This window comes from Kitasatospora sp. NPDC094015, assembly GCF_040304075.1.
Classification (GTDB): Bacteria; Actinomycetota; Actinomycetes; order Streptomycetales; family Streptomycetaceae; genus Kitasatospora.
In genome coordinates, this window is sequence record NZ_JBEOUL010000007.1 from 278,062 (window position 1) to 302,744 (window position 24,683).

Annotated in this window: 24 protein-coding genes; 12 read left to right on the forward strand and 12 right to left on the reverse strand. The window is 75.5% G+C overall.

Annotated features, from left to right (window positions below; genetic code table 11):
- Window positions 1-72: 72 nt before the first annotated feature.
- On the reverse strand, window positions 73-606 hold the full coding sequence (locus tag ABT014_RS12325) for a hypothetical protein (protein ID WP_350638623.1): 534 nt from the start codon (window positions 604-606) through the stop codon (window positions 73-75).
- A gap of 213 nt (window positions 607-819) precedes the next feature.
- On the opposite strand from ABT014_RS12325, the gene def reads away from it, so the two are divergent.
- The 6 genes from def to ABT014_RS12355 all read left to right on the forward strand — a co-directional run bounded on the left by def (window position 820) and on the right by ABT014_RS12355 (window position 6,811).
- A complete protein-coding gene (gene def / locus ABT014_RS12330) occupies window positions 820-1,365 on the forward strand; it encodes a peptide deformylase (protein ID WP_350638624.1) in 546 nt (181 codons plus the stop codon).
- Between the two features lie 102 nt (window positions 1,366-1,467).
- On the forward strand, window positions 1,468-2,403 hold the full coding sequence (gene fmt, locus ABT014_RS12335; protein WP_350638625.1) for a methionyl-tRNA formyltransferase: 936 nt from the start codon (window positions 1,468-1,470) through the stop codon (window positions 2,401-2,403).
- A gap of 119 nt (window positions 2,404-2,522) precedes the next feature.
- Window positions 2,523-3,953, forward strand: coding sequence for an RsmB/NOP family class I SAM-dependent RNA methyltransferase (locus ABT014_RS12340; protein ID WP_350638626.1), 1,431 nt, complete (start codon window positions 2,523-2,525; stop codon window positions 3,951-3,953).
- Between the two features lie 120 nt (window positions 3,954-4,073).
- Window positions 4,074-4,892 carry an alpha/beta fold hydrolase gene (locus ABT014_RS12345; RefSeq protein WP_350638627.1) on the forward strand — a complete coding sequence of 273 codons (819 nt, stop codon included), beginning with the start codon at window positions 4,074-4,076 and terminating at the stop codon, window positions 4,890-4,892.
- A gap of 164 nt (window positions 4,893-5,056) precedes the next feature.
- Window positions 5,057-6,028: an aldo/keto reductase gene (locus ABT014_RS12350; protein ID WP_350638628.1), complete on the forward strand. Its 972-nt coding sequence runs from the start codon at window positions 5,057-5,059 to the stop codon at window positions 6,026-6,028.
- Window positions 6,029-6,136: 108 nt separating this feature from the next.
- Complete coding sequence (locus ABT014_RS12355; protein ID WP_350638629.1) at window positions 6,137-6,811, forward strand: C39 family peptidase; 675 nt, start codon at window positions 6,137-6,139, stop codon at window positions 6,809-6,811.
- Between the two features lie 29 nt (window positions 6,812-6,840).
- On the opposite strand, the gene ABT014_RS12360 is transcribed toward ABT014_RS12355, so the two are convergent.
- Complete coding sequence (locus ABT014_RS12360) at window positions 6,841-7,695, reverse strand: SCO6745 family protein (RefSeq protein ID WP_350638630.1); 855 nt, start codon at window positions 7,693-7,695, stop codon at window positions 6,841-6,843.
- A gap of 173 nt (window positions 7,696-7,868) precedes the next feature.
- Between ABT014_RS12360 and rpe the strand changes: the two genes are divergently transcribed.
- From rpe to ABT014_RS12375, 3 genes are all read left to right on the forward strand, one after another.
- Window positions 7,869-8,552 carry a ribulose-phosphate 3-epimerase gene (gene rpe / locus ABT014_RS12365; RefSeq protein ID WP_350638631.1) on the forward strand — a complete coding sequence of 228 codons (684 nt, stop codon included), beginning with the start codon at window positions 7,869-7,871 and terminating at the stop codon, window positions 8,550-8,552.
- Window positions 8,553-8,668: 116 nt separating this feature from the next.
- Complete coding sequence (locus ABT014_RS12370) at window positions 8,669-9,604, forward strand: alpha/beta hydrolase (RefSeq protein WP_350638632.1); 936 nt, start codon at window positions 8,669-8,671, stop codon at window positions 9,602-9,604.
- Between the two features lie 50 nt (window positions 9,605-9,654).
- Entirely contained in the window at window positions 9,655-10,614 is a 960-nt protein-coding gene (locus ABT014_RS12375) for a pirin family protein (protein ID WP_350638633.1), read from the forward strand.
- A gap of 39 nt (window positions 10,615-10,653) precedes the next feature.
- On the opposite strand, the gene ABT014_RS12380 is transcribed toward ABT014_RS12375, so the two are convergent.
- A complete protein-coding gene (locus ABT014_RS12380) occupies window positions 10,654-11,541 on the reverse strand; it encodes a LysR family transcriptional regulator (RefSeq protein WP_350638634.1) in 888 nt (295 codons plus the stop codon).
- Between the two features lie 99 nt (window positions 11,542-11,640).
- Here ABT014_RS12380 and ABT014_RS12385 point away from each other — a divergent pair, with 99 nt between their 5' ends.
- Window positions 11,641-12,387 carry an SDR family oxidoreductase gene (locus tag ABT014_RS12385; protein WP_350638635.1) on the forward strand — a complete coding sequence of 249 codons (747 nt, stop codon included), beginning with the start codon at window positions 11,641-11,643 and terminating at the stop codon, window positions 12,385-12,387.
- Window positions 12,388-12,435: 48 nt separating this feature from the next.
- Here the strand turns inward: ABT014_RS12385 and ABT014_RS12390 are convergent, their stop codons facing one another.
- The 8 genes from ABT014_RS12390 to ABT014_RS12425 form a co-directional block, all read right to left on the reverse strand.
- Window positions 12,436-13,461: an SDR family oxidoreductase gene (locus tag ABT014_RS12390; RefSeq protein WP_350638636.1), complete on the reverse strand. Its 1,026-nt coding sequence runs from the start codon at window positions 13,459-13,461 to the stop codon at window positions 12,436-12,438.
- A gap of 5 nt (window positions 13,462-13,466) precedes the next feature.
- Window positions 13,467-14,753: a beta-ketoacyl-[acyl-carrier-protein] synthase family protein gene (locus ABT014_RS12395; RefSeq protein WP_350638637.1), complete on the reverse strand. Its 1,287-nt coding sequence runs from the start codon at window positions 14,751-14,753 to the stop codon at window positions 13,467-13,469.
- The gene (locus ABT014_RS12400; protein ID WP_350638638.1) at window positions 14,750-15,004 is read right to left on the reverse strand and encodes an acyl carrier protein; all 255 of its coding nucleotides are present in this window, start codon (window positions 15,002-15,004) and stop codon (window positions 14,750-14,752) included. Before ABT014_RS12400 ends, ABT014_RS12395 begins: the two co-directional genes overlap by 4 nt.
- Before the next feature lie 118 nt (window positions 15,005-15,122).
- On the reverse strand, window positions 15,123-16,391 hold the full coding sequence (locus tag ABT014_RS12405; protein ID WP_350638639.1) for an aspartate aminotransferase family protein: 1,269 nt from the start codon (window positions 16,389-16,391) through the stop codon (window positions 15,123-15,125).
- On the reverse strand, window positions 16,388-16,876 hold the full coding sequence (locus ABT014_RS12410) for a type II toxin-antitoxin system RatA family toxin (protein WP_350638640.1): 489 nt from the start codon (window positions 16,874-16,876) through the stop codon (window positions 16,388-16,390). The genes ABT014_RS12405 and ABT014_RS12410 overlap by 4 nt, the downstream gene beginning before the upstream one ends.
- On the reverse strand, window positions 16,863-18,095 hold the full coding sequence (locus tag ABT014_RS12415; RefSeq protein WP_350638641.1) for a GNAT family N-acetyltransferase: 1,233 nt from the start codon (window positions 18,093-18,095) through the stop codon (window positions 16,863-16,865). The genes ABT014_RS12410 and ABT014_RS12415 overlap by 14 nt, the downstream gene beginning before the upstream one ends.
- 69 nt (window positions 18,096-18,164) lie before the next feature.
- The gene (locus tag ABT014_RS12420) at window positions 18,165-19,295 is read right to left on the reverse strand and encodes an acyl-CoA dehydrogenase family protein (RefSeq protein ID WP_350638642.1); all 1,131 of its coding nucleotides are present in this window, start codon (window positions 19,293-19,295) and stop codon (window positions 18,165-18,167) included.
- A 105-nt stretch (window positions 19,296-19,400) separates the two neighbouring features.
- Window positions 19,401-20,594 (reverse strand): cytochrome P450, encoded by a 1,194-nt coding sequence (locus ABT014_RS12425; RefSeq protein ID WP_350638643.1) that lies wholly within the window; start codon window positions 20,592-20,594, stop codon window positions 19,401-19,403.
- Window positions 20,595-20,981: 387 nt separating this feature from the next.
- On the opposite strand from ABT014_RS12425, the gene ABT014_RS12430 reads away from it, so the two are divergent.
- Window positions 20,982-22,946, forward strand: coding sequence for an APC family permease (locus ABT014_RS12430; protein ID WP_350638644.1), 1,965 nt, complete (start codon window positions 20,982-20,984; stop codon window positions 22,944-22,946).
- A gap of 36 nt (window positions 22,947-22,982) precedes the next feature.
- On the opposite strand, the gene ABT014_RS12435 is transcribed toward ABT014_RS12430, so the two are convergent.
- Window positions 22,983-23,819, reverse strand: coding sequence for a serine hydrolase (locus ABT014_RS12435; RefSeq protein WP_350638645.1), 837 nt, complete (start codon window positions 23,817-23,819; stop codon window positions 22,983-22,985).
- A 244-nt stretch (window positions 23,820-24,063) separates the two neighbouring features.
- Between ABT014_RS12435 and ABT014_RS12440 the strand changes: the two genes are divergently transcribed.
- Window positions 24,064-24,591 (forward strand): YidB family protein, encoded by a 528-nt coding sequence (locus ABT014_RS12440; RefSeq protein WP_502894952.1) that lies wholly within the window; start codon window positions 24,064-24,066, stop codon window positions 24,589-24,591.
- Window positions 24,592-24,683 lie beyond the last annotated feature (92 nt).

Sequence of the window (24,683 nt, forward strand, 5' to 3'; positions counted from 1 at the left end):
CGCCCCTGCGGGGCGGTCGGTGGGGAGGAGCGGAGGACTGCGCGAGCGGGAAAGCGGGGCGCTCAGGGGCGCTCAGTGGCCGACCCGCGCCCCCTGGGGCGTGAGCCCGCCCTGACGGGCCTGCGGTACGGAACGCGACAGCGCCGGTGCGGGCGCCTGCTCCTCGCGGGGCGGCGCCACGGTGAGCGGCTCGGCCGGCCGGTCGTCCCGCGGGCCGCCCGGGGCCGGCACGGCGGCGGCCGTCAGCAGCTCGCCGGTCGGCCGCCGCATGCCGTAGCGACGGTGCACCGCCTGCTTGGTCACGCCCAGCGCCGAGCCGACCGAGTCCCAGGAGAAGCCGAGCGCCCGGTCGAACTCGACCGCCGCCGCCACCAGCGTCTCCACGCTCTCGCGCAGCTCCTGGGCGAGCCGGACGGTGGGGGCGGGCGCCCGCCCGTACACCACGAACCCGGCCGAGGTGCTCGGGCGGCGCGGCCGGTAGACGTTGCCCAGTTGGGCGGTGAGGGTCCGCAGCGCATCGACCTGCCGCCGCACCCGCTCGATGTCCCGCACCAGCAGGTGCAGCGACGCCCGCGCGCGGGCGTCGTGGTTGATCTGCTCGGCCATGGCCTGGATGCCACCTCTCCGTGAGGGAGGGACGCTCGGCGTCCCGGTCAATTCCACTTGACCAACGCCCGACCGGGGCAGGGGTCACGCGCCCGCTCGGAGAAGGGTTATGCCAGATGATGGGCCGGACGTGGGGCGGCCATTGCATAGACTTCCCGGTGGTCCTCCGCGGACCCCGACCGCCGACCCCGTCCCGAACAGGAGCCCGACGCCATGGCGATCCAGCCGATCCGGATATTCGGCGACCCGGTGCTGCGCTCCACCGCCAAGCCGGTGACGGTGTTCGACAAGGAGCTGCGCCGGCTGGTCAAGGACCTCACCGACACCATGCTGGACGCCCCCGGGGCCGGCCTGGCCGCGCCCCAACTGGGCGTCTCGCTGCGGGTGTTCACCTACTACGTGGACGGCGTGGTGGGCCACCTGATCAACCCGGACCTGAGCCTCACCGAGGAGGAGCAGGACGGCCCCGAGGGCTGCCTGTCGCTGCCCGGCCTGCGGTTCGACACCAAGCGGGCCTACGGGGTGGTGGCCAAGGGCTTCGACATGCACGGCGAGCCGGTGACCGTCGAGGGCACCCAGCTGCTGGCCCGCTGCATCCAGCACGAGACCGACCACCTGGACGGCATCATCTTCATCGACCGGCTGGACCGGGAGCAGCGCAAGGCCGCGCTCCGGGCGATCCGTGAGGCGGAGTGGGGCGACGGGCCCGCGCCGACCGTCCGGATCTCCCCGCACAGCACCTTCGGGTCCGCCCGCTGAGCCCCGCGCTCCTGCCTACCCGCGCTCCCACCGACCCGCGCTCCCACCGACCCGCGCTCCTACCTACCCCGCTCCGCCCTGTCGATCCGCTGAAAGGCACCCATGCGCCTCGTCTTCGCCGGCACCCCCGAGGTCGCCGTTCCCGCCCTGGACGCCCTGCTCGCCTCCGACCGGCACGAGGTCGTCGCGGTGGTCACCCGCCCCGACGCCCCGGCCGGCCGCGGCCGCAAGCTGGTCGCCAGCCCGGTCGCCCAGCGCGCCGAGCAGGCCGGGATCGAGATCCTCAAGCCGGCCAGGCCGAGCGAGCCCGAGTTCCTGGCCCGGCTGGCCGAGCTGGCGCCGGACTGCTGCCCGGTGGTCGCGTACGGGGCGCTGATCCGGCCGGGCGCGCTGGAGATCCCCGAGCTCGGCTGGGTGAACCTGCACTTCTCCCTGCTGCCCGCCTGGCGCGGGGCCGCGCCCGTGCAGCACGCGGTGCTGGCCGGCGACGAGGTGACCGGCGCCTCCACCTTCCTGATCGAGCAGGGTCTGGACTCCGGCCCGGTGTTCGGCGTGATCACCGAGGAGATCCGCCCGAGCGACACCAGCGGCGAGCTGCTGACCCGGCTGTCGCACTCCGGCGCCCGGCTGCTGGCCGCCACCATGGACGGCCTGGCGGACGGCTCGCTGTACGGCGTCCCGCAGCCCGCCGAGGGGGTCACCCTGGCCCCGAAGATCAACGTCGAGGACGCCCGGATCGAGTGGAACCACCCCGCGCTGCGGATCGACCGGCTGGTCCGCGGCTGCGCCCCCGCACCCGGCGCCTGGACCACCTTCCGGGGCGAGCGGCTGAAGCTCTCCGGCCCGGTCCGGCTGGTCACCGACGCCGCCGAGCTGGCCCCGGGCGAGCTGGCGGTCGGCAAGAACAGCGTCCGCGCGGGCACCGGCAGCCACGAGATCGAGCTGGGCGAGGTCCAGCCCCAGGGCAAGAAGCCGATGCGCGCGGCAGACTGGGCCCGTGGGGTGCGGATCGAGTCCGGCGAGCGGCTCGGCCTCTGACCGGCGTCCGGGGCCCGGCGCGCGCTCCTCGTTCCGGCACGCGCCCCCGCTCCCGGCCTGCTCCCACCTGTTGTTCCCGTATCCGAATTCACCTGATTCCGTAGCACCTTGAGGCACCAGTGACCACCCCCAGCGCCAAGCGCGCCCCCCGCCCGCACCGCCGTCCCAAGAAGGACCCGGCCCGCACGGTCGCCTTCCGCGCGCTGCGCGCCGTCGACGAGCGCGACGCCTACGCGAACCTGATCCTGCCCTCGCTGCTGCGCGAGGCCGAGCAGAAGGGCATGGACCGGCGCGACGCCGCCCTCGCCACCGAGCTGGTCTACGGCACCCTGCGGATGCAGGGCAGCTACGACGCGATCATCGCCGCCTGCGTCGACCGCCCGCTGCGCGAGGTCGACCCGCCGGTGCTGGACGTGCTGGCGCTCGGCGCCCACCAGCTGCTCGGCACCCGGATCCCCACCCACGCCGCCGTCTCCGCCACCGTGGAGCTGGCCCGGGCGGTGCTCGGCGACGGCCGGGCCAAGTTCGTCAACGCCGTCCTGCGCAAGATCAGCGCCCAGGACCTGGACGCCTGGCTCCAGCAGGTCGCCCCGCCGTACGAGCAGGACGCGGAGGACCACCTCGCGGTGGTGCACTCGCACCCGCGCTGGGTGGTCTCCTCGCTCTGGGACTCGCTCGGCCGCTGGCAGCCCGAGGCCAGCGGACGTAGCGCGATGGAGCAGCTGCTCGCCGCCGACAACGAGCGGCCCGAGGTCACCCTGATCGCCCGGCCCGGCCGCGCCACCGTCGAGGAGCTCGCCGCCGCCCTGCCGGAGGCCGAGCCCGGCCGCTGGTCGCCGTTCGCGCTGCGGCTCGCCGAGGGCGGCGACCCGGCCGGGGTCGACGCCGTCCGGGAGAACCGGGCCGGCGTCCAGGACGAGGGCAGCCAGCTGGTCGCGCTGGCGCTGGCCGCCGCCCCGCTGGACGGCCCCGACCGGCTCTGGCTGGACGGCTGCGCCGGCCCCGGCGGCAAGGCCGCGCTGCTCGGCGCGCTGGCCGCCGAACGCGGCGCCGCCCTGGTCGCCTCGGAGAAGCAGCCGCACCGGGCCCGCCTGGTCGCCCGCGCGCTGGACGGCAACCCCGGCCCGTACACCGTGATCGCGGCCGACGGCACCCGGCCCGCCTGGCGGCCGGGCTCCTTCGACCGGACCCTGGTCGACGTCCCGTGCTCCGGCCTCGGCGCGCTGCGCCGCCGCCCCGAGGCCCGCTGGCGCCGCCGCCCGGACGACATCGCCGGCTTCGGCCCGCTCCAGCGGGACCTGCTGCGCACCGCGATCCGGGCCACCCGGCCCGGCGGCGTGGTCGGCTACGCCACCTGCTCCCCGCACCTGGCCGAGACCCGCGCGGTGGTCGAGGACGTGCTGCGCGAGGACCTCGGGGTGGAGTGGATCGACGCCCGGCCGCTGCTGCCCGGCCTCCCGGGCCTCGGCGCCGGCCCGGACGTCCAGCTCTGGCCGCACCTGCACGGCACCGACGCGATGTACCTCGCGCTGCTGCGCCGCACCGGCTGAGCCCCGCGCGCGGCACGCCCGGCGCGGCGTCGGGGCCCGGCACGCCCGGACGGCCGACGGGGCTCGCGACCGCCGTACGGGCGTGCTGAGCTGGCGGCACCGAGGGTCTGGAGGCGCGGGATGTCCGAGATCGACGTCAACGGGGTGTCGCTGTACCACGAGGCCCACGGCGAGGGACCGGGCGTGATCCTGGTGCACGGCTCCTGGAGCGACGCGGACGGCTGGGCCCGGGTGGTGCCGGGCCTGGCCGGCCGGTGCCGGGTGGTGGCGTACGACCGGCGCGGGCACAGCCGCAGCGAGGACCCGCCGGGCCAGGGCTCGGTGCACCAGGACGTCGCCGACCTGGCCGCCCTGATCGAGGAACTCGGCCTCGCCCCGGCCTTCGTGTGCGGCAACTCCTTCGGCGCGCTGATCGCCCTGCGGCTGGCCGTCGCCCGGCCGGACCTGGTCCGCGGCCTCGCCGTGCACGAGCCGCCGGCCCTCGGCCTGCTCCGCGACGATCCCGAACTCGCCGCGCTGTCTCGGCAGTTCGTCGAGCGAAACGAGCCGGTCCGGGTACTGCTGGAGGCCGGCGAGTCCGCGGCGGCGGCCGAACTGTTCGTCGACACGGTCGCGTTCGGGCCGGACTCCTGGCCGCGGGTGCCCGCCCCGCTGCGGCACACCTTCATCCGCAACGCGCCGAGCTACCTGGACGAGCTGCGCGATCCGGAGGCGTTCGACCTCGACCTGGCGGCGCTGGCCCGCTACCGGGATCCGGTGCTGCTCACCCGCAGCGACAACAGCCCGCCGCTGTTCGAGCCGGTGCTCGACCGGATCGCACTGACCCTCCCGCAGGCGGAGAGCCACCTCTACCGGGGCGCCGGCCACGTGCCGCACGTGACCGAGCCGGCCGAGTACGTCGCCCTGGTGCTGCCGCGGGCGCTGGCCGGGACGGTCTGAGCCCGCCTGCCGCCCGCCCGCTGCCCCGCCCTGGTGGCTCTGCCCCGCCCTGGTGGCCCTGCCCCGTCCGGTTCGCGCCGGTTCGTTCGTGCCGTGACGGGAGTTGATGCAGCGGCGGAACGAAATGCTGGACAAACCGGCCGGTGCGGCAGAGGCTGGCGGTCATGGAGTTCACCCACCTCGGCCGTACCGGCCTGACCGTGTCCCGCCTGTGCCTCGGCACCATGAACTTCGGCCCGCACACCGAAGAGGCCGACGCGCACGTGATCATGGACACCGCCCACGAACAGGGCATCAACTTCTTCGACACCGCCAACGTCTACGGCTGGGGCGAGAACAAGGGCCGCACCGAGGAGATCATCGGCAGCTGGTTCGCCAAGGGCGGCGGCCGCCGGGAGAAGACCGTCATCGCCACCAAGCTCTACGGCGACATGGGGGAGTGGCCGAACGAGGGCAAGCTCTCCGCGCTCAACATCCGCCGCGCCGTCGACGCCAGCCTGCGGCGGCTGCAGACCGACCACATCGACCTCTACCAGATGCACCACGTCGACCGGGCGACCCCGTGGGACGAGATCTGGCAGGCGATGGAGGTACTGGTCGCCCAGGGCAAGATCATCTATGTCGGCTCCAGCAACTTCGCCGGCTGGCACATCGCCCAGGCCCAGGAGAGCGCCAGGGCGCGCAACTTCCTCGGCCTGACCAGCGAGCAGTCGATCTACAACCTGCTGGAGCGCAACGTCGAGCTGGAGGTCGTCCCGGCCGCCCAGCACTACGGGCTCGGCCTGATCCCGTGGTCCCCGCTGCACGGCGGCCTGCTCGGCGGCGTGCTGCGCAAGGAGTCGGAGGGTGTCCGCCGGGTCAGCGGCCGTTCCGCCGAGACGCTGGAGGCCAAGCGCGGCCAGCTCCAGGCGTACGAGGACCTGGCGGCCGAGCTCGGGCAGGAGCCCGGCGACGTGGCGCTGGCCTGGCTGCTCACCCGCCCGGCCGTCACCGCGCCGATCGTCGGCCCGCGCACCCTGGAGCAGCTGCACGCCGCCGTGCGGGCGCTGGACGTGACGCTGGACCAGAAGACCCTCGACCGGCTGGACGAGATCTTCCCCGGCCGCCGCACCGCGCCGGAGGACTACGCCTGGTAGCCGCCGATCGACCCGGCGGGGTCGGTGCCCCTCCCGGCGCCGGCCCCGCCCGCCCCGCCCGGGAGGGCCGGGCGGGCACCGGGCGCCGGGACGCGCGAGGATGGCCGGGTGAGCCCGATCATCAACCAGGTCCCCTACTACTCCCAGTGGGAGTCCCCCGAGCTGGTGCCCGACCTGCTGGCCGGCACCGTGCAGGCGTCCGACGACCCGCTCTGGGAGCGCTCCGGCGCGGCGAGCGAGGAGGAGTACGCGTACTGGTCCTGGCGGATCTGCGGGATGGCCTGCCTGCGGATGGCGCTGGACCACTGGTGGGGGGTGGCCCCCGCCGCCGTCCCGCTCGCCGAGGAGTGCCGGGCCGCCGGCGCGTACGTCCGGCACCCGGACGGGCGGCTGGAGGGCCTGATCCACCGCCCGTTCGCGGAGTACGTGCGCACCCGCTGGGGGCTGTACGCCGAGGCCAGGGACCCGCTGCCGGTGGAGGAGCTGGCCGAGCAGATCGAGGACGGCCGGCTGCTGATGCTCTCGGTCCACCCCAGCATCCGCACGCTGGAGCCGGACCCGCCCCGGCAGGGCGGGCACCTGGTGCTCGCGGTCGGGGCGACCGAGCAGGAGCTGCTGATCCACAACCCGTCCGGCTTCCCGGACGGCTCGCAGCAGTACGCCCGGGTGCCCTGGGCGGACCTGCCCCGGTTCTACGCCGGCCGCGGCGTGCTGCTCGGGCCGCCCCGCCGCGGCCGGGTGAGCGCCGGCACCGGGCGGCGCACGGCGACCCCGGGGCACTGACGGGTCTCCCGGTGCCCCGGGGCGGGCGATCAGCTGCTGACCGGAAGACCGATCGGGTTGAGCAGCGGCAGCTCGGCCCGGCAGGCCGTGGAGATCGGGCGCAGCGCGGTGGCCAGCTCGTCCAGCTCGGACCGGCGGAAGCCGGCCCAGACCCGCGCGGCGGCCAGATCGGTGGCGGCCTCCAGCGCCTGGTGGCGGGCGCGGCCCTCGGGGCTGAGCGAGCCGTCCCCGGCCAGCCAGCCGCGCCCGGTCAGCCGGTCCGTCGCCGCGTCCCACTCCTGGTCGGTCCAGCCGCGGTAGGGCTGGAGCACCTCCCGGCGGATGTCCAGCGCGCAGCGCACCACCAGCGCCTCGCTGCCGTCCAGGCCCTCGGCGACCAGGGCGGCGACGTGCCCGTCGCCGCGGTGCTCGCGCAGCACGGTGGTGGCGTGCCAGAGCCGGGCGAGCCGCCCCTCGGGGCGGGGCAGCGCCGCGTTGGCCGCGGCCAGCACCCGCCCGCAACAGTCCAGGCCGTCCACCGCCCGCTCCAGCAGCTCCACCGAGCGGTCGATCAGGTGCGGCTTGACCGTCTCCAGGACCCGCTGCAGCGCGGCCTCGGCGCCCGAGACCCGGGCCGCCAGCGCGGCCTGCGGGGTGGCCCGGCCCCAGACGTCCGGCAGCGCCCGCTCGACCATGCCGGGGGCGAAGCTGAAGAACGCCGCCACCACCGGCGGCGCGTCCACCGCCCCGAGCGGCGCGGAGCGGCCCGCGAAGTAGCCGCGCCAGCTGCCGCGCAGCCCCGCCGCCTCGTACGCCGCCCGGCCCTCGGGCGAGAAGTAGGTCAGGGCGTGGACCGGTTCGAACAGCCACCACAGAGCGCGGGCGGGGTGGGCCAGCTCGGCCATCGGGCACCTCTCTCGCAGTGGGGCCGCGACGACCGCGACCCCGGCACACGCGCCCCGGATGTGACGCGGGTCACGGGGAGGCGTCGCCGCTCACGGCCGGCCGATCACGCGAGGGATGATGGACCTTGATGGCAGCTCAAGCCGCCCGCACCGAGTTGTGAAGGTACCCTCAAATGGCTCAGATCAACCCCAGCATTCTCTCCGCCGACTTCGCCCGGTTGGCCGAGGAGGCCGAGGCCGTCCGAGGCTCGGACTGGCTGCACGTCGATGTGATGGACAACCACTTCGTGCCCAACCTGACGCTGGGCGTGCCGGTCGTGGAGTCGCTGGCCCGGGCCACCAGCACCCCGCTCGACTGCCACCTGATGATCGAACAGCCCGACCGCTGGGCCCCGCAGTACGTGGAGGCCGGCGCCGGTTCGGTGACCTTCCACGTCGAGGCCGCCGCCGCCCCCGTGCGGCTGGCCCGGGAGATCCGCGCCAAGGGCGCCCGTGCCTCGATGGCCCTGCGGCCGGCCACCCCGATCGAGCCCTACGAGGACCTGCTGCCCGAGCTCGACATGGTCCTGATCATGACGGTCGAGCCCGGCTTCGGCGGCCAGGCCTTCCTCGACATCATGCTGCCCAAGATCCGACGCACCCGGCAGCTGATCGACAAGCACGGCCTGGACCTCTGGCTCCAGGTGGACGGCGGCGTCTCGGCCGCCACCATCGAGCGCTGCGCCGAGGCGGGCGCGGACGTCTTCGTGGCCGGCTCCGCCGTCTACGGGGCCGCCGACCCGGCCGAGGCCGTCCGCGCGCTGCGGGCGCAGGCGGACGCGGTGACGGCGAACGCCCCCTGGGCCTGCAAGCACTGACCCCGTCACAACGGCGGCCCCGGGCGCCGACCGTCCCCCGCCGGCCCGTACCGTGAGGCCCGACGATCTTCGATCGGGGCCGCGCGGCGGCGGTGCGGGCGGGACGGGGAGGGGTCGTGCAGGACGGGGACTTCGAGGGTGGCGCGGGCCGGCAGCGGGAGCCCGGGCAGCCCGCCGCGCGCCCGCTCGCGCGCCGCCGGCTGCTGCGGGTGCTCGGGGTCGCCGCGGTCGGTACGGTCGCGGTCGCCGCGGCCGGCACGGCGGTGGCCGAGGACCTGCTGCCGGGCGGCCCCCGGCTGCGCCGGGCGATCGGCCTGACCGGCCCCGACGGCACCGTGCCCGCCGTGACCCCCGGGCCGGTCGGCAGCACCACCTTCACCTCCGCCGCCCGGGGCCGGCCGGTGGAACTGATCACCATGTCCCCGCCCGGGGTCGGGCCCACCGCCGCGCTGCCCCTGTGCCTGGTGCTGCACGGCCGCGGCGGCAGCGCCCGCGCCACGGCCGCGCTCGGCCTCCCGCAGTTCCTGGCCGCCGCGGTGGCCGCGGGGGTGCCGCCGTTCCGCTTCGCCGCGGTCGACGGCGGGGACGCCACCTACTGGCACGCCCGTACCCCCGGCGACGACCCGATGGCCATGCTGCTCGACGAACTCCCGGCCCGGCTGGCGTCGTTGGGCCTGCCCGAGCCCACCGCCGCGCTCGGCATCTCGATGGGCGGTTCGGGCGCCCTGCGCTACGCCCGGACCCGGCCGGGCGCGCTGCGCGGGGTCGCGCTGCTCAGCCCCGCGCTGTTCCGCAGCTGGCCGGACGCCCGGACGGTGGGCGGCTTCCGCGACGAGGCGGACTGGCGCGCGCACGAGCCGCTGCTGCACCCCGACCCGGCGCCGGCCGCCCGGCTCGGGCTCTGGTGCGGCACCGAGGACCCGTTCTGCCCGGCGGCCCGGGAGCTGGCGCCCCGCGCCACCGAGGCGCACTTCCCGCGCGGAGCGCACACCGACGGCTTCTGGCGGCGGGTCCTCCCGGCGGCCACGGCCTTCCTCGGACACGCCGGCTGACGCCCCGGCGCTGCGGGCGACGGGTCGCCCGGCGACGTACGGTGGCGGCCATGAGCAACCTCGACCTCCGGCCGACGCCCACCCGGTGCGGGAACGCGTCCGCGACCGGGCCGGTCCGTGACCTGCTGACCGGCCGCCAGGTGCCGCTGGGCGAGTCGACGGTGGTGCGGCGGTTGTTGCCGAACCTGGGGCGGCGGATGGTCGGCGCCTGGTGCTTCGTGGACCACTACGGGCCGGACGACATCGCCGACGAGCCCGGCATGCAGGTGCCGCCGCACCCGCACACCGGCCTGCAGACCGTCAGCTGGCTGCACCAGGGCGAGGTCCTGCACCGCGACAGCCTCGGCAGCCTGCAGACCGTCCGCCCCCGCGAACTCGGCCTGATGACCTCCGGCCGCGCCATCTCCCACTCCGAGGAATCCCCCCGCCCGCACGCCCGGTACCTGCACGGCGCCCAACTCTGGGTCGCCCTCCCCGACGCCCACCGCCGCACCGCCCCCACCTTCGAACACCACCCCGACCTCCCCCACGTCACCGCCGCCGGCCTCGACGCCCGCCTCATCCTCGGCGAACTCGACGGCACCCGCTCACCCGGCACCACCTACTCCCCGCTGGTCGGTGCCGACCTGACCCTCCGGGACGGCGCCGAGCACCGGCTGCCGCTGGAGCCGGGCTTCGAGTACGCGGTGCTGGCGATGACCGGCAGCGTCGACGTGGACGGCGTCCGGGTCGAGCCCGGCTCGATGCTCTACCTCGGCTGCGGGCGCCGCGAACTGCCGCTGCTGGCCCGCTCGGACAGCTCGCTGCTGCTGCTCGGCGGCGAGCCGTTCGAGGAGCAGATCGTGATGTGGTGGAACTTCATCGGCCGCACCGACGAGGAGATCCGCCAGGCCCGCGAGGCGTGGATGGAAGGGGCGGAGTTCGGCGAGGTACACGGCTACGACGGCACCCGGCTGGCCGCACCGGCGCTGCCGCCGGTGCCCCTGAAGCCGCGGGGAAGGGCCCGCTGACCTGGTGTTGTGTGCTGCTGCAGGTGTGCCGGGCGAGGTCTACACCACCGGCGACGGCACCGACCCGGGCAGCAGTGTGCGTGCGACGTCCTCCAGTGATCCGAGGAGGGGGTCGGGGTCGTCGGCGCGCGTGACGAGCACGACCTCGCAGGGGGCGATGTCGATGACGGGCACCATGGCGATGTCCTCGCGCGCTGCGGCGCGTCGGTCGCCGGCGGGGAAGATCGCGACGCAGTGGCCGGTGGCGATGGCTTCCAGCTTGTCCTCGTAGCTGTCGTCGGTCGCGGGCGGGGGTGGTGCCGGGCGGTCGCCGACCGGTTTGGGTGTGCTCCAGAGCACCGGAGTGCTGACGCAGGCCACCAGTTCCTCGTCCGACAGGGCTCGCAGGCTGACGGGTTTCCCGTTCGCCAGCTGATGACCGGCCGACATGACGAGGACCCGCGACTCCTCATGGAGCTTGGTCACCCGGAGGCCGTCCGTGGGAAAGGGCAGCGGGCGGTAGGCGAGGAGGGCGTCGACCCGGCCCTCGGCGAGGGCGTGCGTGTCCCGCCAGTCGAGGTGCCGGGTGCGGATCCGGCCGTCGGGGTGCCGGCGGCGCAGTTCCTGCACGCAGGCGGTGATGACCAGGCCTTCGGCGTAGCCGACGGTGATGGTGCGGGGCTGGACGGCGGCTCTGGCCGTGCGGGCGGCCTGCTCGGCCTCGTGGAGCAGGATCCGGGCCCGGGGGAGGAAGGCCTGGCCGGCGTCGGTGAGGCTGGTGCCCTGCGGCGAGCGGTCGAAGAGCCGGACCCCGAGCTGGGCTTCGAGTCGCTGGATCTGGCGGCTCAGCGACGGCTGCGCCAGGTGCAGTCGGGTGGCGGCCCGGCCGAAGTTGCCGTGCTCCGCCACGACCGTGAAGTAGCGCACCAGCCGCAGATCGACGTCCATCCGCCCAGGGTACGGTGCGCGCCGCCATACGCCCGGGGCATGGCGGCATGCGGAACAGGTCTTGGACGCGGCGCACGGGTGGACATTTGACTGGACGGCATGACCACTTATGACGGCAAGAAGATCGTGATCACGGGCGGAAGCAGCGGTATCGGCCTGGCCGCGGCCCGGTTGTTCGCGGACGGTGGGGCGCACGTACTGATCACCGGCCGCACCAGGTCCGCCCTGGACGCCGCGTTGGAGCAGTTGGGGCCGGACGCGGTCGCCGTCCGCAGCGACGCCGCGTCCCTGGAGGACATCAAGGCGCTGGCCGGCACGGTCCGGGAGCGGTTCGGCGTGGTGGACGCGCTGTTCGTGAACGCCGGCGTCACTGCGTCCGCGCCGTTCGACTCGATGACGGAGGAGACGTACGACGAGGTGTTCGGCATCAACGCCAAGGGCCCGTACTTCACGGTCCAGGCGCTGGCACCGCTGCTGCGCGAGGGCGGCGGCGTGGTCCTCACCACGTCGGTGGTGAACGTCCTGGGCCTGGACGCGCTCAGTGTCTACTCGGCGAGCAAGGCGGCCCTGCGGTCGATGACGCGCACGCTGGCCCGCGAGCTGCTCCCGCGCGGGGTGCGCGTCAACGCCGTGAGCCCCGGCCCGATCGACTCGGGCATCCTGGACCGCTCCTCGCTGCCCGCCGACGTCGTCGAGGCGATGAAGGACGGCTACCGGAGCACCGTCCCGATGCAGCGGTTGGGGACGCCCGAGGAGGTGGCCGGCGCGGTGGCGTACCTGGCGTTCGATGCGACCTTCTCGACCGGGGCGGAGTTCCCGGTCGACGGAGGGGCTTCGCAACTGTAGGTGCGTCAACCGCACGCCGAGGCCGGATCCGGGGGCGGGCCGGGGCGGTCAGGCGGGGGCGCCGATCAGTGCCCACTGCTGCGGGGTGGCGAGGGCGAGCCGCGGCTTGGCGGCGGCCCAGTGGCGGACGGCGGCGGCCATCACCGCGGCGGGGTCGGCGACCGTGCAGGTGGGTTCGAACGGGCTGGTCATGCTGGTGTAGCTCTGGAACATGGCGAGCAGCTTCACGGCCTGGCCCTGGACCGGCGAGAGGTACTCGTCCGCGAGCGGGAGGAAGAAGCGGTTCCAGCTGTCGCCGGACACGATCCGCGGCCGATCGATCGGTTCCACGCCGGCGGCCCGGCGGACCTCGTTCAGGGTCCCGCAGATGACGTCCAGCAGCGTGTCCAGGGTCAGGGCGGCGCGGCCGGCGGCGATCACCTCGGTGTGCGGGCTGCCCGGCGGCTCGGCGAGCACGGCGTCGGCCACCGCCGCGCCGACCTCGTCGACGGGGCTGATCTCGGCGTAGCCGCCCGGGTCGCCGACCACCACGGCGGCCAGCCCGGAGACCAGCGCCTGGAGCATCGTGTACGGCCCGGAGAACCGGGCGATCGCGCCCGAGCCGCGCCGCCCGACGATCAGCGGCGGGCGGACCACGGTCAGCGGCCCCGGGTGGTCGGCGCGGGCCACCTCCTCGCACCTGGCCTTCGACCACTCGTAGCCGTTGCGGTACCCCTCGAACTCGGCGCCCCGCAGGTCCTCGGGGTTGCGCACCCCGCCGACGTACGCCGTCGAGAGGTGGACCAGGTGCGTGTCGCGGTCGGCCAGGGCCAGCACCGCGCGCAGCGGTTCGACGTTGGCGGCGGCCGCCTCCTCGCGGCTCAGCGTCCACCGGGTGGAGGCGGCCGAGTGCACGATGACGTCCCAGTGCCCCGCGAGCTGCGGCGGCGGGGGTTCGGCGCCGATCGGCCAGCGGACCACGGTGTCGTCGGCGGCCCGCCTGGCCACCCGGGTGGGGGTGCGGCCGGCGGCGGCCAGCTGGTGCACGATCTCGGTGCCGACCACTCCGGTCGCGCCGGTGACGAGGATGCGCATGGGCGTCAGCTCCGTGGGGAGGCCGGGGGAGCCGGCCGGTCGGCCGCGCCCTCCGGGGTGAGGACCAGGCAGGCGTTCTGCCCGCCGAAGCCGAAGGAGTTGGAGAGCACCGGGGCCGGCGCGATCGCCCGCGGCGCACCGATCACCAGGTCCACCAGGTCGGCCTCCGGGCTGGTCGCCAGGTTGGCGATCGCCGGGACGCTGCCGCGGGCGGCGCAGAGCAGCGCGAGCGCCGCCTCCAGCGCCCCGGAGCCGCCGATCAGGTGGCCGGTGACCCCCTTGACCGCGGTGACCGGCGGCGACTGGCCGTGGAAGCAGCGGTCGATCGCACGGGCCTCGGCCCGGTCGTTCAGCACGGTGGAGGTGCCGTGCGCGTTGATGTGGCCGATGTCGGCGGGGGAGAGCCCGGCGTCCGCGAGGGCCTGCCGCATGCAGCGGCCGGCGACCGAGCCGTCCTCGACCGGGGCGACCACGTGGGCGGCGTCGCAGTTCTCGGCGTACCCGGCGACCTCGCCGTAGATCCGGGCGCCGCGGGCCCGGGCCAGGTCCCACCGCTCCAGCACCAGGACGGCCGCGCCCTCGGCCATCACGAAGCCGTCCCGGTCGGTGTCGAAGGGGCGGCTGGCGGCGGCCGGGTCCTCGTTGCGGACCGACATCGCCCGCATCCGGGCGAAGGCGCCCATCACGACGGTGGTGACCGCGGAGTCGGTGCCGCCGGCGAGGGCGAGGTCGAGGTCGCCGTACCGGATCTTGCGGGCGGCCTCGCCGACGGCGGTGGTGCCGCTGGCGCAGGCGCTGGAGTACGTGGTGCACGGCCCGCGGAAGCCGTACCGCATGGCCAGCCGGGTGGCCGGGGAGTTGGCCATCGTCCGGGGCACGGTGTGCACCGGCATGTCCCGGGGGCGGTCGGCGTGGCTCAGGGTGACCTCCTCCATGCTGGGCAGGCCGCCGATCCCGGTGCCGATCTGGACCCCGGCCCGGTCGGGTGCGGTGCCGGGCGGCAGCGCGGCGTCCTCGACCGCGTCGGCGGCGGCGCACAGCAGCAGCCGGGTGCTGCGGTCGATCTGGCGCGACTCGCGGTGGGTGAGGTAGGCGTCGAGGTCGAACTCCGGTACCAGGCAGGCGAAGTGGACCGGCAGGCCGGCCTCGGGCAGCCGGCCGACGGTCGCGGCGGTGGGCCGGCCCTTGAGCACGGTGGTCCAGGCGGCCTCGAGGTCGGTGCCGGCCGGTGACTTCACGCCGATGCCGGTGACGGCCACGCGGTGCCCGCCGGAGCGGTGACGGCCGGTCATGACCGCTCGCCCGCACGGGCCGCGAGCAGGTCGATGGCCTGCCCGACGGTCTGTGCGGCGGTGAGGTCCTCGACCTCGATCCGCACCTGCAGGGAGCGCTCCAGCCGGGCGCCGATCTCCATCAGCTCCAGGCTGTCGATGTCGTGGTCGGCGCTCAGGCTGGTCTGCTCCCGGACCTCCTCGGTCCCGGTGCCGAGCACGTCCGAGATGGTCGTCCTGACCAGCAGGGCGAGTTCCTCGCGGGTGGGCATGTCGGTGGTTCCTTCCGTGCCGGGATCAGGTCCGGCTCGATGGGCGGCGGTGCTGCCGGTGCCGCGGGGCCGCGGGGCCGCGGTGCTGCGGTACCGGTCGGGTACGGGCCGGCGGGCGTCAGCCGTACGTGGTGCCCGCCGTGGTGAGCGCGGCGTCGAGGATCCGGGCCGCCTCCGCGAGGTCGGCTTCGGTGCTGATCAGCGGGGGCAGCAGCCGGATGGTGGTGGGCCGGCTCAGGCACGGGGAGACCAGCAGGCCGGCGCCGGCCAGTTCGGCCAGCACCGCGCCGGCGGCCCGCGGGCTCACCAGGTCGATCCCGCGCAGCAGTCCCGCGCCGCGTACGGCCCGGACCAGGTGGCGGTGGTCCGCGTGCAGCCGGGCCAGCGCGGTGTCCAGCAGCAGCGCCAACCGGTGCCCGTGCGGGGCGAGTTCCTCGATCGCGGCGAGCGCGGCGGGCAGCGCCGCGCAGCTCAGCGGGTGCCCGCCGAAGGTCGCCGAGTGCAGGAACGGGTCGGCCGCCAGCGGGGCGTACAGCTGCTCGGAGCAGACCAGGGCGGACAGCGGGACCACCCCGCCGCCCAGTGGCTTGCCGAGCAGCACGGCGTCCACCGGCAGGCCGGCGGCGAGGGCGACCGAGCGCTCGCCGCAGCGGCGCAGCCCGCACTGGATCTCGTCCGCGATCACGAACGCCCCGGCGCCGGCGGCGTCCGCGCACCAGCGCCGCACCACCTCGGGCGGCAGCGGGACGGCGCCGTTCTCGCCCTGGACCGGTTCCAGGACGAGGGCGGCCACCGGGGCCGCGCGGACCGCGCGGGCGACGGCCTCCGGGTCGGCCGGGTCCACGTGCACCACGTCGACCGTGCAGCCGCGCAGGCCGGCCCGGTAGAGCGGGTGGTGGGTGAGCGCGAGCGCGCCGACCGACTTGCCGTGGAAGCCGCCGACCACGGCCACCACCCGGTCGCGGCCGGTGGCGAGCCGGGCCAGCTTGACCGCGACCTCGACCACGTCGGCGCCGTTCAGGCCGAAGTACACCTTGGGCAGCGTGCCGCCCAGGTACTCGGCGAGGCAGGCCGCCGCCCGGGCGGCGACCGGGTTGGCCAGGCTCCGGGTGGAGGTGGGCATGGTCTCCAGCTGCCGGCGGACGGCCGCCGCCACGGCCGGGTGGCGGTGGCCGAGCAGGGTGACGGCGTAGGAGCCGAAGTCGAGCGCGGTCCGGCCGTCCGAGAGCGTGACCCGGCAGCCGTCCGCGGCGGTCTCGACGGCGCCGCGCCCGGCGAAGCTCCCGGTCAGGGCGAGCTTGGGCGACAGGTGGCGGCGCAACCGGTCGAACACCTCGGGGGCGTCGCCGGCCGGGTCCGCGCCGGTCGCCGTCGGCGTGGCGGTCACGGCGTGGCCTCCTGGAGGACCGGCGGCTGCTCCTGCGGGCCGGCGGCGTCCAGCAGCCGCCGTTCCAGGGCGGCGAGCATCTGGGCGGCGTTCTCCGCGAGGGCCTGCGCGGCCACCGGGTTGAGCATGTCGGCCAGCAGCGGGATGCCGATGTCGAAGTCGACGTGCAGGGCGACCGTGCTGCCGCCGCCGGGCGCCGCCGCGACCGCCCAGTGGCCGACGAACTCGCCCAGGTCGCCGGTCAGTTGGTGGAAGTCGAAGCGCCGGGCGACCGGGTCGAGCCGGTCGGCCTCGGTCCACCGCAGGACCGAGCCGCGCAGCCGGACGGCCCACTCGGTGGTGCGCTGCAGCTCGTCCGTCCGCTCGGTGACCTGGACCGAGTCGACGTTCTCCATGCAGTGCGGGTAGCTCTCGACGTCCACCACGGCCGCCCAGGCGGCGGCGGGCGGGGCGGCGATGCGCAGTTCCACGTCAACTCGTGGCACGGGGGAGCCCTTCTGCTTCGGGGGCGCCCGGGACGGCGCCCGGGGGCGGGAGATGGGGGCCGAGCGCGGCGGCGCGCGCGGCGGCCAGGGTCGGCGGGAGCAGCCGGCGCAGCACGGCGCGGGCGGGCCGGCGGGTGTGGGTCATCGCGTACCACTGCTCGACCAGCTCGCAGCCGAGTTCGACCTTCGGCCGGTAGGCGGTCTGGGCGAACCGGATGTGGCCGCAGCCGGCGGCGATGGCCGTCCGGATCGCCGCGTAGTGCACGTTGTGGTAGAGCCGGGCGTCGTGGGCGAGGCGGTAGTCCAGGCCGATCCGGGCGCCGGTCGCCCCGGTGCCGGCGAACAGGCAGAGCAGGAAGGCCACCAGCCGCTCGTCCTCGAAGCAGGCCACCAGGCGGCGGCGCAGCCCGGGTTGCTCGTGCACGGCGGCCAGGAACCCGGCGTCGAGCACCTCCAGGGTCTGGTCCGCCCGCTCCATCACCTGCCGGTACAGCGCCAGCACCTGCGGCAGCAGGTCGGCGAACTCGTCGAGCACCTCGATCCGCAGCCCGGGGTGGGCCTCGAACTTGCGGATCTTGCTCCGGGCGTTGCGCCGCGGCTTGGCCGGGAGCGCGGCCAGGTAGTCCTCGAACGAGCCCGCGTCGAGCCGCAGTTCGGTGTCCGGCAGGCTCGGCAGGAAGAAGAATCCGGCCTCGGCCAGCGCGGTGCGCAGCGGTGCCGGGGCGGCCACGGTGAAGTCCTTGAACACCACCGTGCCCAGCCGCTCGCGCCGCGCCAGGTCGAGGGCGCCCGCCACCAGCAGCCGCCAGACGCCGTCCGGCAGCCGGCCGTCCGCCAGGACGTGCCCCTGCCCGAGCAGGTTGCCGCAGAACAGCATCGGCACCCGCAGCAGTCGCGGGCACAGCCGGCGCACCGGCGTGAGCAGCCGCCGCTCGCGCGGGCCGACCACGTCGTCCAGCCGCAGCGCCGGGAACAGCGCCAGCGGTAGCACCGCCACCAGGTCCGCGCCCCGGCGGACCGCCAGATAGGCGTACCGGTCGGGGCCGATCCTGGAGCGCTCCATGGCGACGAACAGCGGCCGCGACCACATCGGGTCGTCGCCGGGGGCCAGCCGCTCCCAGAACCCGGCCGGCACCGCCTCGACGCTGGGCAGCACCTCGACCCGGTAGCCGGGGCGGGGCCCGGCCGGGTCGGGGGGTGCGGTGGGGGATCGCCGCACTGCGGTCACCTGCTCACGGTCTCGACGGTAGGCGGGGGCGGTACACACACGGGGGCGGGGGCGGGGGCGTCAGCCGATCCGCAGCGGCCGCCCGTCCAGGTGGTCGCGCAGCGGCCGGGCCATCCGGCTGCGGGACGGCGGGTGGAAGTTCAGCGCCCCGGCGGCCGCGGCCAGGTACGCGCCCTCCGGCGATCCGATGAACGCCATGCCGCCCAGCGCCGCCAGGCAGGCCGCCGAGGTCCGGGCGATCGCCTCCTGCGCCGCGTACCGCGCGTACAGCGCCCGGACCAGCAGCCCGTCGGTCCACGCCTCGTCCGCCATCGCCCGGGCGACGGCCTCCACCGCCAGCATCGCGGCCTCCACCGGCACCGTGTACGGCGTCGGGTCCTCCTCGGCGGCGCCGGGCCGCTCCAGGACCCGCTCCACCAGGGCGCTGGCCACGCCCAGGTATCCGGCGGTCAGGAGCAGCTCGAACCAGAGGAACCCGGCGATGTTGAGCGCGTCCGGCACGGCCTCGGCGGTGACGTCGGTGACCACCACCATCTGCGGATCCAGCTCGACCTCGGTGAGCACCACCTGCTCGCTCTCGGCCCCGGCCAGCACCGGCGTCCGCCAGAACGGCCGCACCTCGACGCCCGGGGCGTCGGCCGGGACGAGCGCGACGGCCAGCCGCTCGACCCCGTCCTCGTCCGCCAGCGCGACCGAGGCGGTCAGCAGGTCCATCGACCGCGCCAGGCTGCAGGGCATCTTGCGGCCGTTCAGCACGATCCGGTCGCCGCGGCGCTGCGCGGTGATGTGCGGGCGCAGGATGTTCTGGCCGGTGTTGCCCTCGGCGAAGGCGGAGGCCAGCAGCAGGCGCTCCTTCGCCACCGACTCCAGCAGCACGCCTTCGAGCCCGCTCCCGTACTTGGCGGCCTCGGCGAGGCCGGCGACCGAGAAGTGGTGCATCGTGGTGGCCACCGCCAGGGACGGGCAGCGCGCCCCGACGGCGCGCTGCGCCCGGACCGCCTCCAGCGGGGTGGCCCCCGCTCCGGCGTGCTGGGCGGGGACCAGCAGGGCGGGCCCGCCGGCCGCCCGGAACTCGGCGATCGCGGGGCTGGGCGCGCTCTCCAGTGCTGCCAGCGGGTGGCGGGCCAGCCGCTCGTCCAGTCCGGGCATGAACGTTTCGAGGGTGGCGCGTTCGAGGTGGAGGAAGGTCACGGGGGGACCCTTTCGGGCGGTGCGGGCGGCGGTGGTCTGCGGTGCGGTCGGGGGTCCGCGGTGGTGGCCGTGCGGGTCCGGCCGGACGGGGGTGGTGGTGGTCCGTCAGCCGGTGGTGGCCAACGGGAGGACGTCGAACGACCGCAGGGCGACCGCGTCGCGCCGCACCGGCGGGCCGGCCAGGGTCAGTGCCGGGAACCGGTCGAGCATCCGGGCGATCAGCGTGGTGCCTTCGGCCGTGGCCAGCGCCGCGCCGGGGCAGTGGTGCGGGCCGTGGCCGAAGCTGAGCGCCCGGTGGTCGGGCCGCCGGACGCTGAAGGCGTCCGGGTCGGGATGCCGCTGCGGGTCGCGGTTGGCGGCGGCGAGGACGGCGGTCACCGAGCCGCCCGCCGGGATCGGCACCCCGGCGACCGTCACCGGCCGGGCGGCCAACCGCTCGGTCATCAGCACCGGCGAGTCCCAGCGCAGCGCCTCCTCGACGGCGGCCGGCACCAGGGCCCGGTCCTGCCGTACCAGCGCGAGCTGCTCCGGATGGGTGAGCAGGGCGTGGACGGCGGTGCCGAGCAGGCCGGTCGTGGTCTCGAAGCCGGCCACGAACACCAGCAGCAGCAGGTCGGCCAGTTCGAGGTCGGTGGGCGGCGGATCGACCGCCCGGCACTGGTCGAGCAGGGCGGAGGCGAGGTCGTCGGCCGGGGCGGCGCGGCGCTCGGCCAGCAGGCCGGTGAAGTACGCGCGCAGTTCGGTGACGGCCCGGTCGGCGCGGGCCCAGTCCTCCGGTGAGCGCAGCGGCTCCAACAGCCGGCCGGCGCCCCGGCCGAGCTGCTCCAGCCGGCCCTGCTCGGCCCCGGGGACGCCGATCAGGGCGCCGACCAGGGCGACCGGCAGGGGCCGGCCGACCAGCTCCTGGAAGTCCGCCGTGCCGCCGGAGGCGGTCGCGTCGGCGAATCCGTCCAGCAGCTCGTCGGTGATCTTCTCGGTGGTCGCCTGCAGCGCGGCGACCTGCCGGGCGCCGAACGCGCCGACGATCAGACGGCGGTGGCGGGCGTGCTCGGCGCCGTTGGTGCCCAGCAGCGAGGAGTAGAAGAAGTCGGCGCCCGGACGGCCCCGCTGGTCGGGGACCTCCCGGGCGCACCAGGCGCGGTCGGGGACCAGGAAGGCGGGGCCGGTGAGCACCTCCTGGCAGTCGGCGAACCGGGTCAGGACGTGTGAGCCGAGCGCCGCGCTGCGGTGCACCGGGGCGGCCAGGCGCAGCGCGGCCAGGGCGGGGTAGGGGTCGCTGCGGCCTTCGGGGGTGAGCACCGAGAGAAGGCTCGACTCCGCATCCATCGGTCTCCCTGGTCGGCCGGGGTGGGCGCGCGACGGCGCGCGGCCGCTGGCCGGCGGCTCGCGGTGGTTCGCGACGGGCAGCAAGGAGAGTACACGAATCTTTCGGTCGCCGATGACGCCAAAACACCTGCGTGGCACGGCAGTTCGACGATCCCACCGGTATGACCATCGCATCGATGGGGATGGAGCCACGGCGTGCGGGCGTGCCGCTAACGGGGTGAGAACGGGGGTGCGAACCGGCGTGCTCCCGGGCCGGGCGGGACGGCTCGCCTAGCCTGGGCGGGCCGCCGGTCCGGCGGCCCGGCGGTGGGCGGCCCTCGACGCGGCCCGGTGATGGGCGGCTCTCGACAGGGGTGCACGATGGTGAGCTCGGCTTCGGGCGCCGGGAACGGCGCGTCCGCGCGGCAGCGGCTGCGGGCCTGGCTGCTGGAGGGCACCGCGGACCGGGTCAAGCAGCACCCCGGCCCGCACGCCGAGACCCCCACCGAACACCGGCAGCGCTGGTGGCGGGTGATGTGCCTGACCGGCCTGGACTACTTCTCCACCCTCGGCTACCAGCCGGGCATCGCGGCCCTGGCGGCCGGACTGCTCTCCCCGATGGCCACCATCGTGCTGGTGCTGGTCACCCTCTGCGGCGCCCTGCCGGTCTACCGGCGGGTGGCCCAGGAGAGCCCGCACGGCCAGGGCTCGATCGCGATGCTGGAGCGGCTGCTGTCGTTCTGGCAGGGCAAGCTGTTCGTGCTCGCCCTGCTCGGCTTCGCCGCCACCGACTTCGTGATCACCATCACCCTCTCCGCGGCCGACGCCACCGCCCACCTGGTGGAGAACCCGCACCTGACCGGCGCGCTGCACGGCCGTCAGGTGCTGATCACGATGGTGCTGGTGGCGCTGCTCGGCGCGGTCTTCCTCAAGGGCTTCAGCGAGGCGATCGGTGTCGCGGTCGTCCTGGTGGCGATCTACCTCGCGCTGAACGTGGTGGTCGTGGTGGTCGGCCTGGAGCACGTGCTGGCCGATCCGGAGCTGGTCACCGACTGGACCGACGCGCTGACCGCCGAGCACGGCAACGTGCTGGCGATGATCGGGGTCGCGCTGCTGGTCTTCCCGAAGCTCGCCCTCGGCCTCTCCGGCTTCGAGACCGGCGTCGCGGTCATGCCGCACATCGAGGGCGACGAGGGTGACACCGAGGAGCGGCCCACCGGCCGTATCCGCGGCGCCCGCAAGCTGCTCACCACGGCCGCCGTGATCATGAGCGTGTTCCTGATCACCACCAGCTTCATCACCACCCTGCTGATCCCGCCCGCCGCCTTCGAGCCGGGCGGCGCGGCCAACGGCCGCGCGCTGGCCTACCTGGCCCACGAGTACCTGGGCGGCGCCTTCGGCAGCGTCTACGACGCCTCCACCATCGCCATCCTCTGGTTCGCCGGGGCCTCCGCGATGGCCGGCCTGCTCAACCTGCTGCCCCGCTACCTGCCCCGGTACGGCATGGCGCCGCACTGGGCCCGGGCCGTGCGCCCGATGGTGCTGGTGCTCACCGCGATCGCCTTCCTGATCACCTGGATCTTCGACGCCAGCGTGGACGAGCAGGGCGGCGCCTACGCCACCGGCGTCCTGGTGCTGATCACCTCGGCCGCCATCGCGGTGACCATCGCCGCCCACCAGGCCGGCCAGCGCGGCTGGACGGTGGGGTTCGCGATCATCGCGGCGGTCTTCGTCTACACCACCGGCGACAACATCGCCGAGCGGCCCGACGGTGTGAAGATCGGTGCCTGCTTCATCGCCGCCATCGTGCTGATCTCGCTGGCCTCCCGGCTCGCCCGCGCCTTCGAACTCCGGGTCACCGACGTGGTCCTGGACGACGTCGCCCAGCGCTTCGTCCGCGACTGCTCGAACCGGACGATCCGGCTGATCGCCAACCAGCCGGACAGCCGCGACCTCACCGAGTACCGGGAGAAGCTCCAGCAGATCAGGACCGACAACGACATCCCGATCGAGGACGACCTGGTCTTCGTGGAGGTCACCGTCCGGGACCCGTCCGACTTCGAGGCGGAACTGAAGGTCCGCGGCGAGGTGCTGCACGACCGCTACCGGGTGCTGACGCTGGAGCACTCCAGCATCCCGAACGCGCTCGCGGCGCTGCTGCTGCACGTCCGGGACGCCACCGGGCAGCAGCCGCACATCTACTTCGAGTGGACCGAGGGCAATCCGTTCGCGCAGTTCCTGCGCTTCTTCCTGTTCGGCCAGGGCGAGGTCGCGCCGGTCACCCGGGAGGTGCTGCGGGAGGCCGAGCCGGACCGCGGCCGGCGCCCCCGGGTGCACGTCGGCTGACGGTCCCCCAGCTCTCCCCGTCGGCGTCCGGTGGGTTCAGCGCCGCGAGAGGTCGGTGGCCGCGCCCAGCAGGTGGCGCTGCTCCCAGTAGCCGGCCGAGATCCGGGCCAGCAGCCGGGCGGCGGGGTCGCCGGTGTCCCGCCCGTTCGCCAGCGGCCCCGAGTAGCAGACCACCAGCGCGTACGGCGGCGCGTCCGCCGGGTACACGATGCCCGCGCTGTGCCGCACGCCCGGCAGCCAGCCGTTCTTGAACGCGATCCGGGTACCGGGCGGCAGGCCGGCGGCCAGGTCCACCCGGTGCGCGTTGGCCGCCAGCAGGTCGAGCAACTCCTGCGGCAGCCGGCGCAGCAGCCGGGCCAGGTCGGCGGCCGTCACCAGGTTGACCACCCCCGCGGCCCGCGCCCGCAGGTCCTCGATGCCCCGGCCGGTGACGCTGTGCCGGGCCCGCGCCAGGTGCCAGACCTCCTCGACCGCCGGCAGCCCGACCTGCTCCAGGCAGAGGTTGGTGGCGAGGTTGGAGGAGTGGACGATCATGCGTCCGGCCAGCCAGCGCAAGCTCCGCTCGCCGCCCAGCGCCTGCCAGGGCCCGGGATCGCTGTCCTCCGCCCGGGTGACGGCGAACCGGGGGCCGTAGGTCGCCGAGACGAAGGAGTTGTGCACCGGTACCGGCCGGTCGAGGTCCAGACCGCTGCGGTACAGCGCGGCCAGCACGGCGACCTTCATGGTGCTCGCGGCCAGGTGCGGGGTGTCGGCGTTCAAGGTGCGGGCCGGCGGGCCCTCCAGGCCCCCGACGTGCACCGACAGCACGCTGCGCCCCGGTGGCACCTCGACGGCGGAGGCCGCCTGGCCCGCTCTGGCAGGGATCTCCCGCAACGCCGTACCCCCAGTCGGTGAGCCGGGCCCGGCGGGCCGGGTGCTCGCCCGGCCGGTGCCCGTGATCGTGGCAGATGCCCAGTCAGCCACCCGGCCGCGCGCGGGAGGCAGGGCGCACCCACGGCGCATGGCAGCACCTGGACCGGCCTCCATCCGACCACGGTCCGGGCCGGCCGGCCGGACGACCGGTCAGGGCGGGCGGCCGGGGCGGGGCGGCCGGGGCACGGGCGGGCGACACGGGCCGATGACCCGGGCGCCGACCGGCCGCGGTGGCTACCGTGGGCGGTACATCGGTCCGGTGGCGGCCGCACCGCGGCGCCCCCGGCCGGCTACCTGGGAGGTGGGAGCCATGGCGGGAAACGACCTCGGACGCCTGTTCGGCGGGCTGCTCGGCGGTGGCGCAGGCGGCGGTGCCGCCGGCGGTGCGGGATCGGGTGAGCTGCTGGCCGGGCTGCTCGGCGCGCTCGGCAGCGGTGGCGGCGACTCGCTCGGGGGGCTGCTGGAGCAGCTCCAGGAGGGAGGCCTCGGCGCGAAGGCCCGGTCCTGGGTGGGCACCGGCGCGAACGAGGCGGTGACCGGCGCGGAGGTGGCGCAGGCGCTGCCGTACCAGGAGCTCGATCTGGTCGCGCGCCAGGCCGGCCTCACCCCGGAGCAGGCGGCGGACCGGCTCGCCGTCGCGCTCCCCGAGGCGGTCGACCGGCTGACCCCGCAGGGCGAGGTGCCGGCGGGCTCCTGGGAGGAGCTGATCGCCCGGGTCCGGCAGCGGGGCTGATCGCCCGGGTCCGGCAGCGGGGCTGATCGCCCGGGTCCGGCAGCGGGGCTGATCGCCCGGGTCCGGCAGCGGGGCTGATCGCCCGGGTCCGG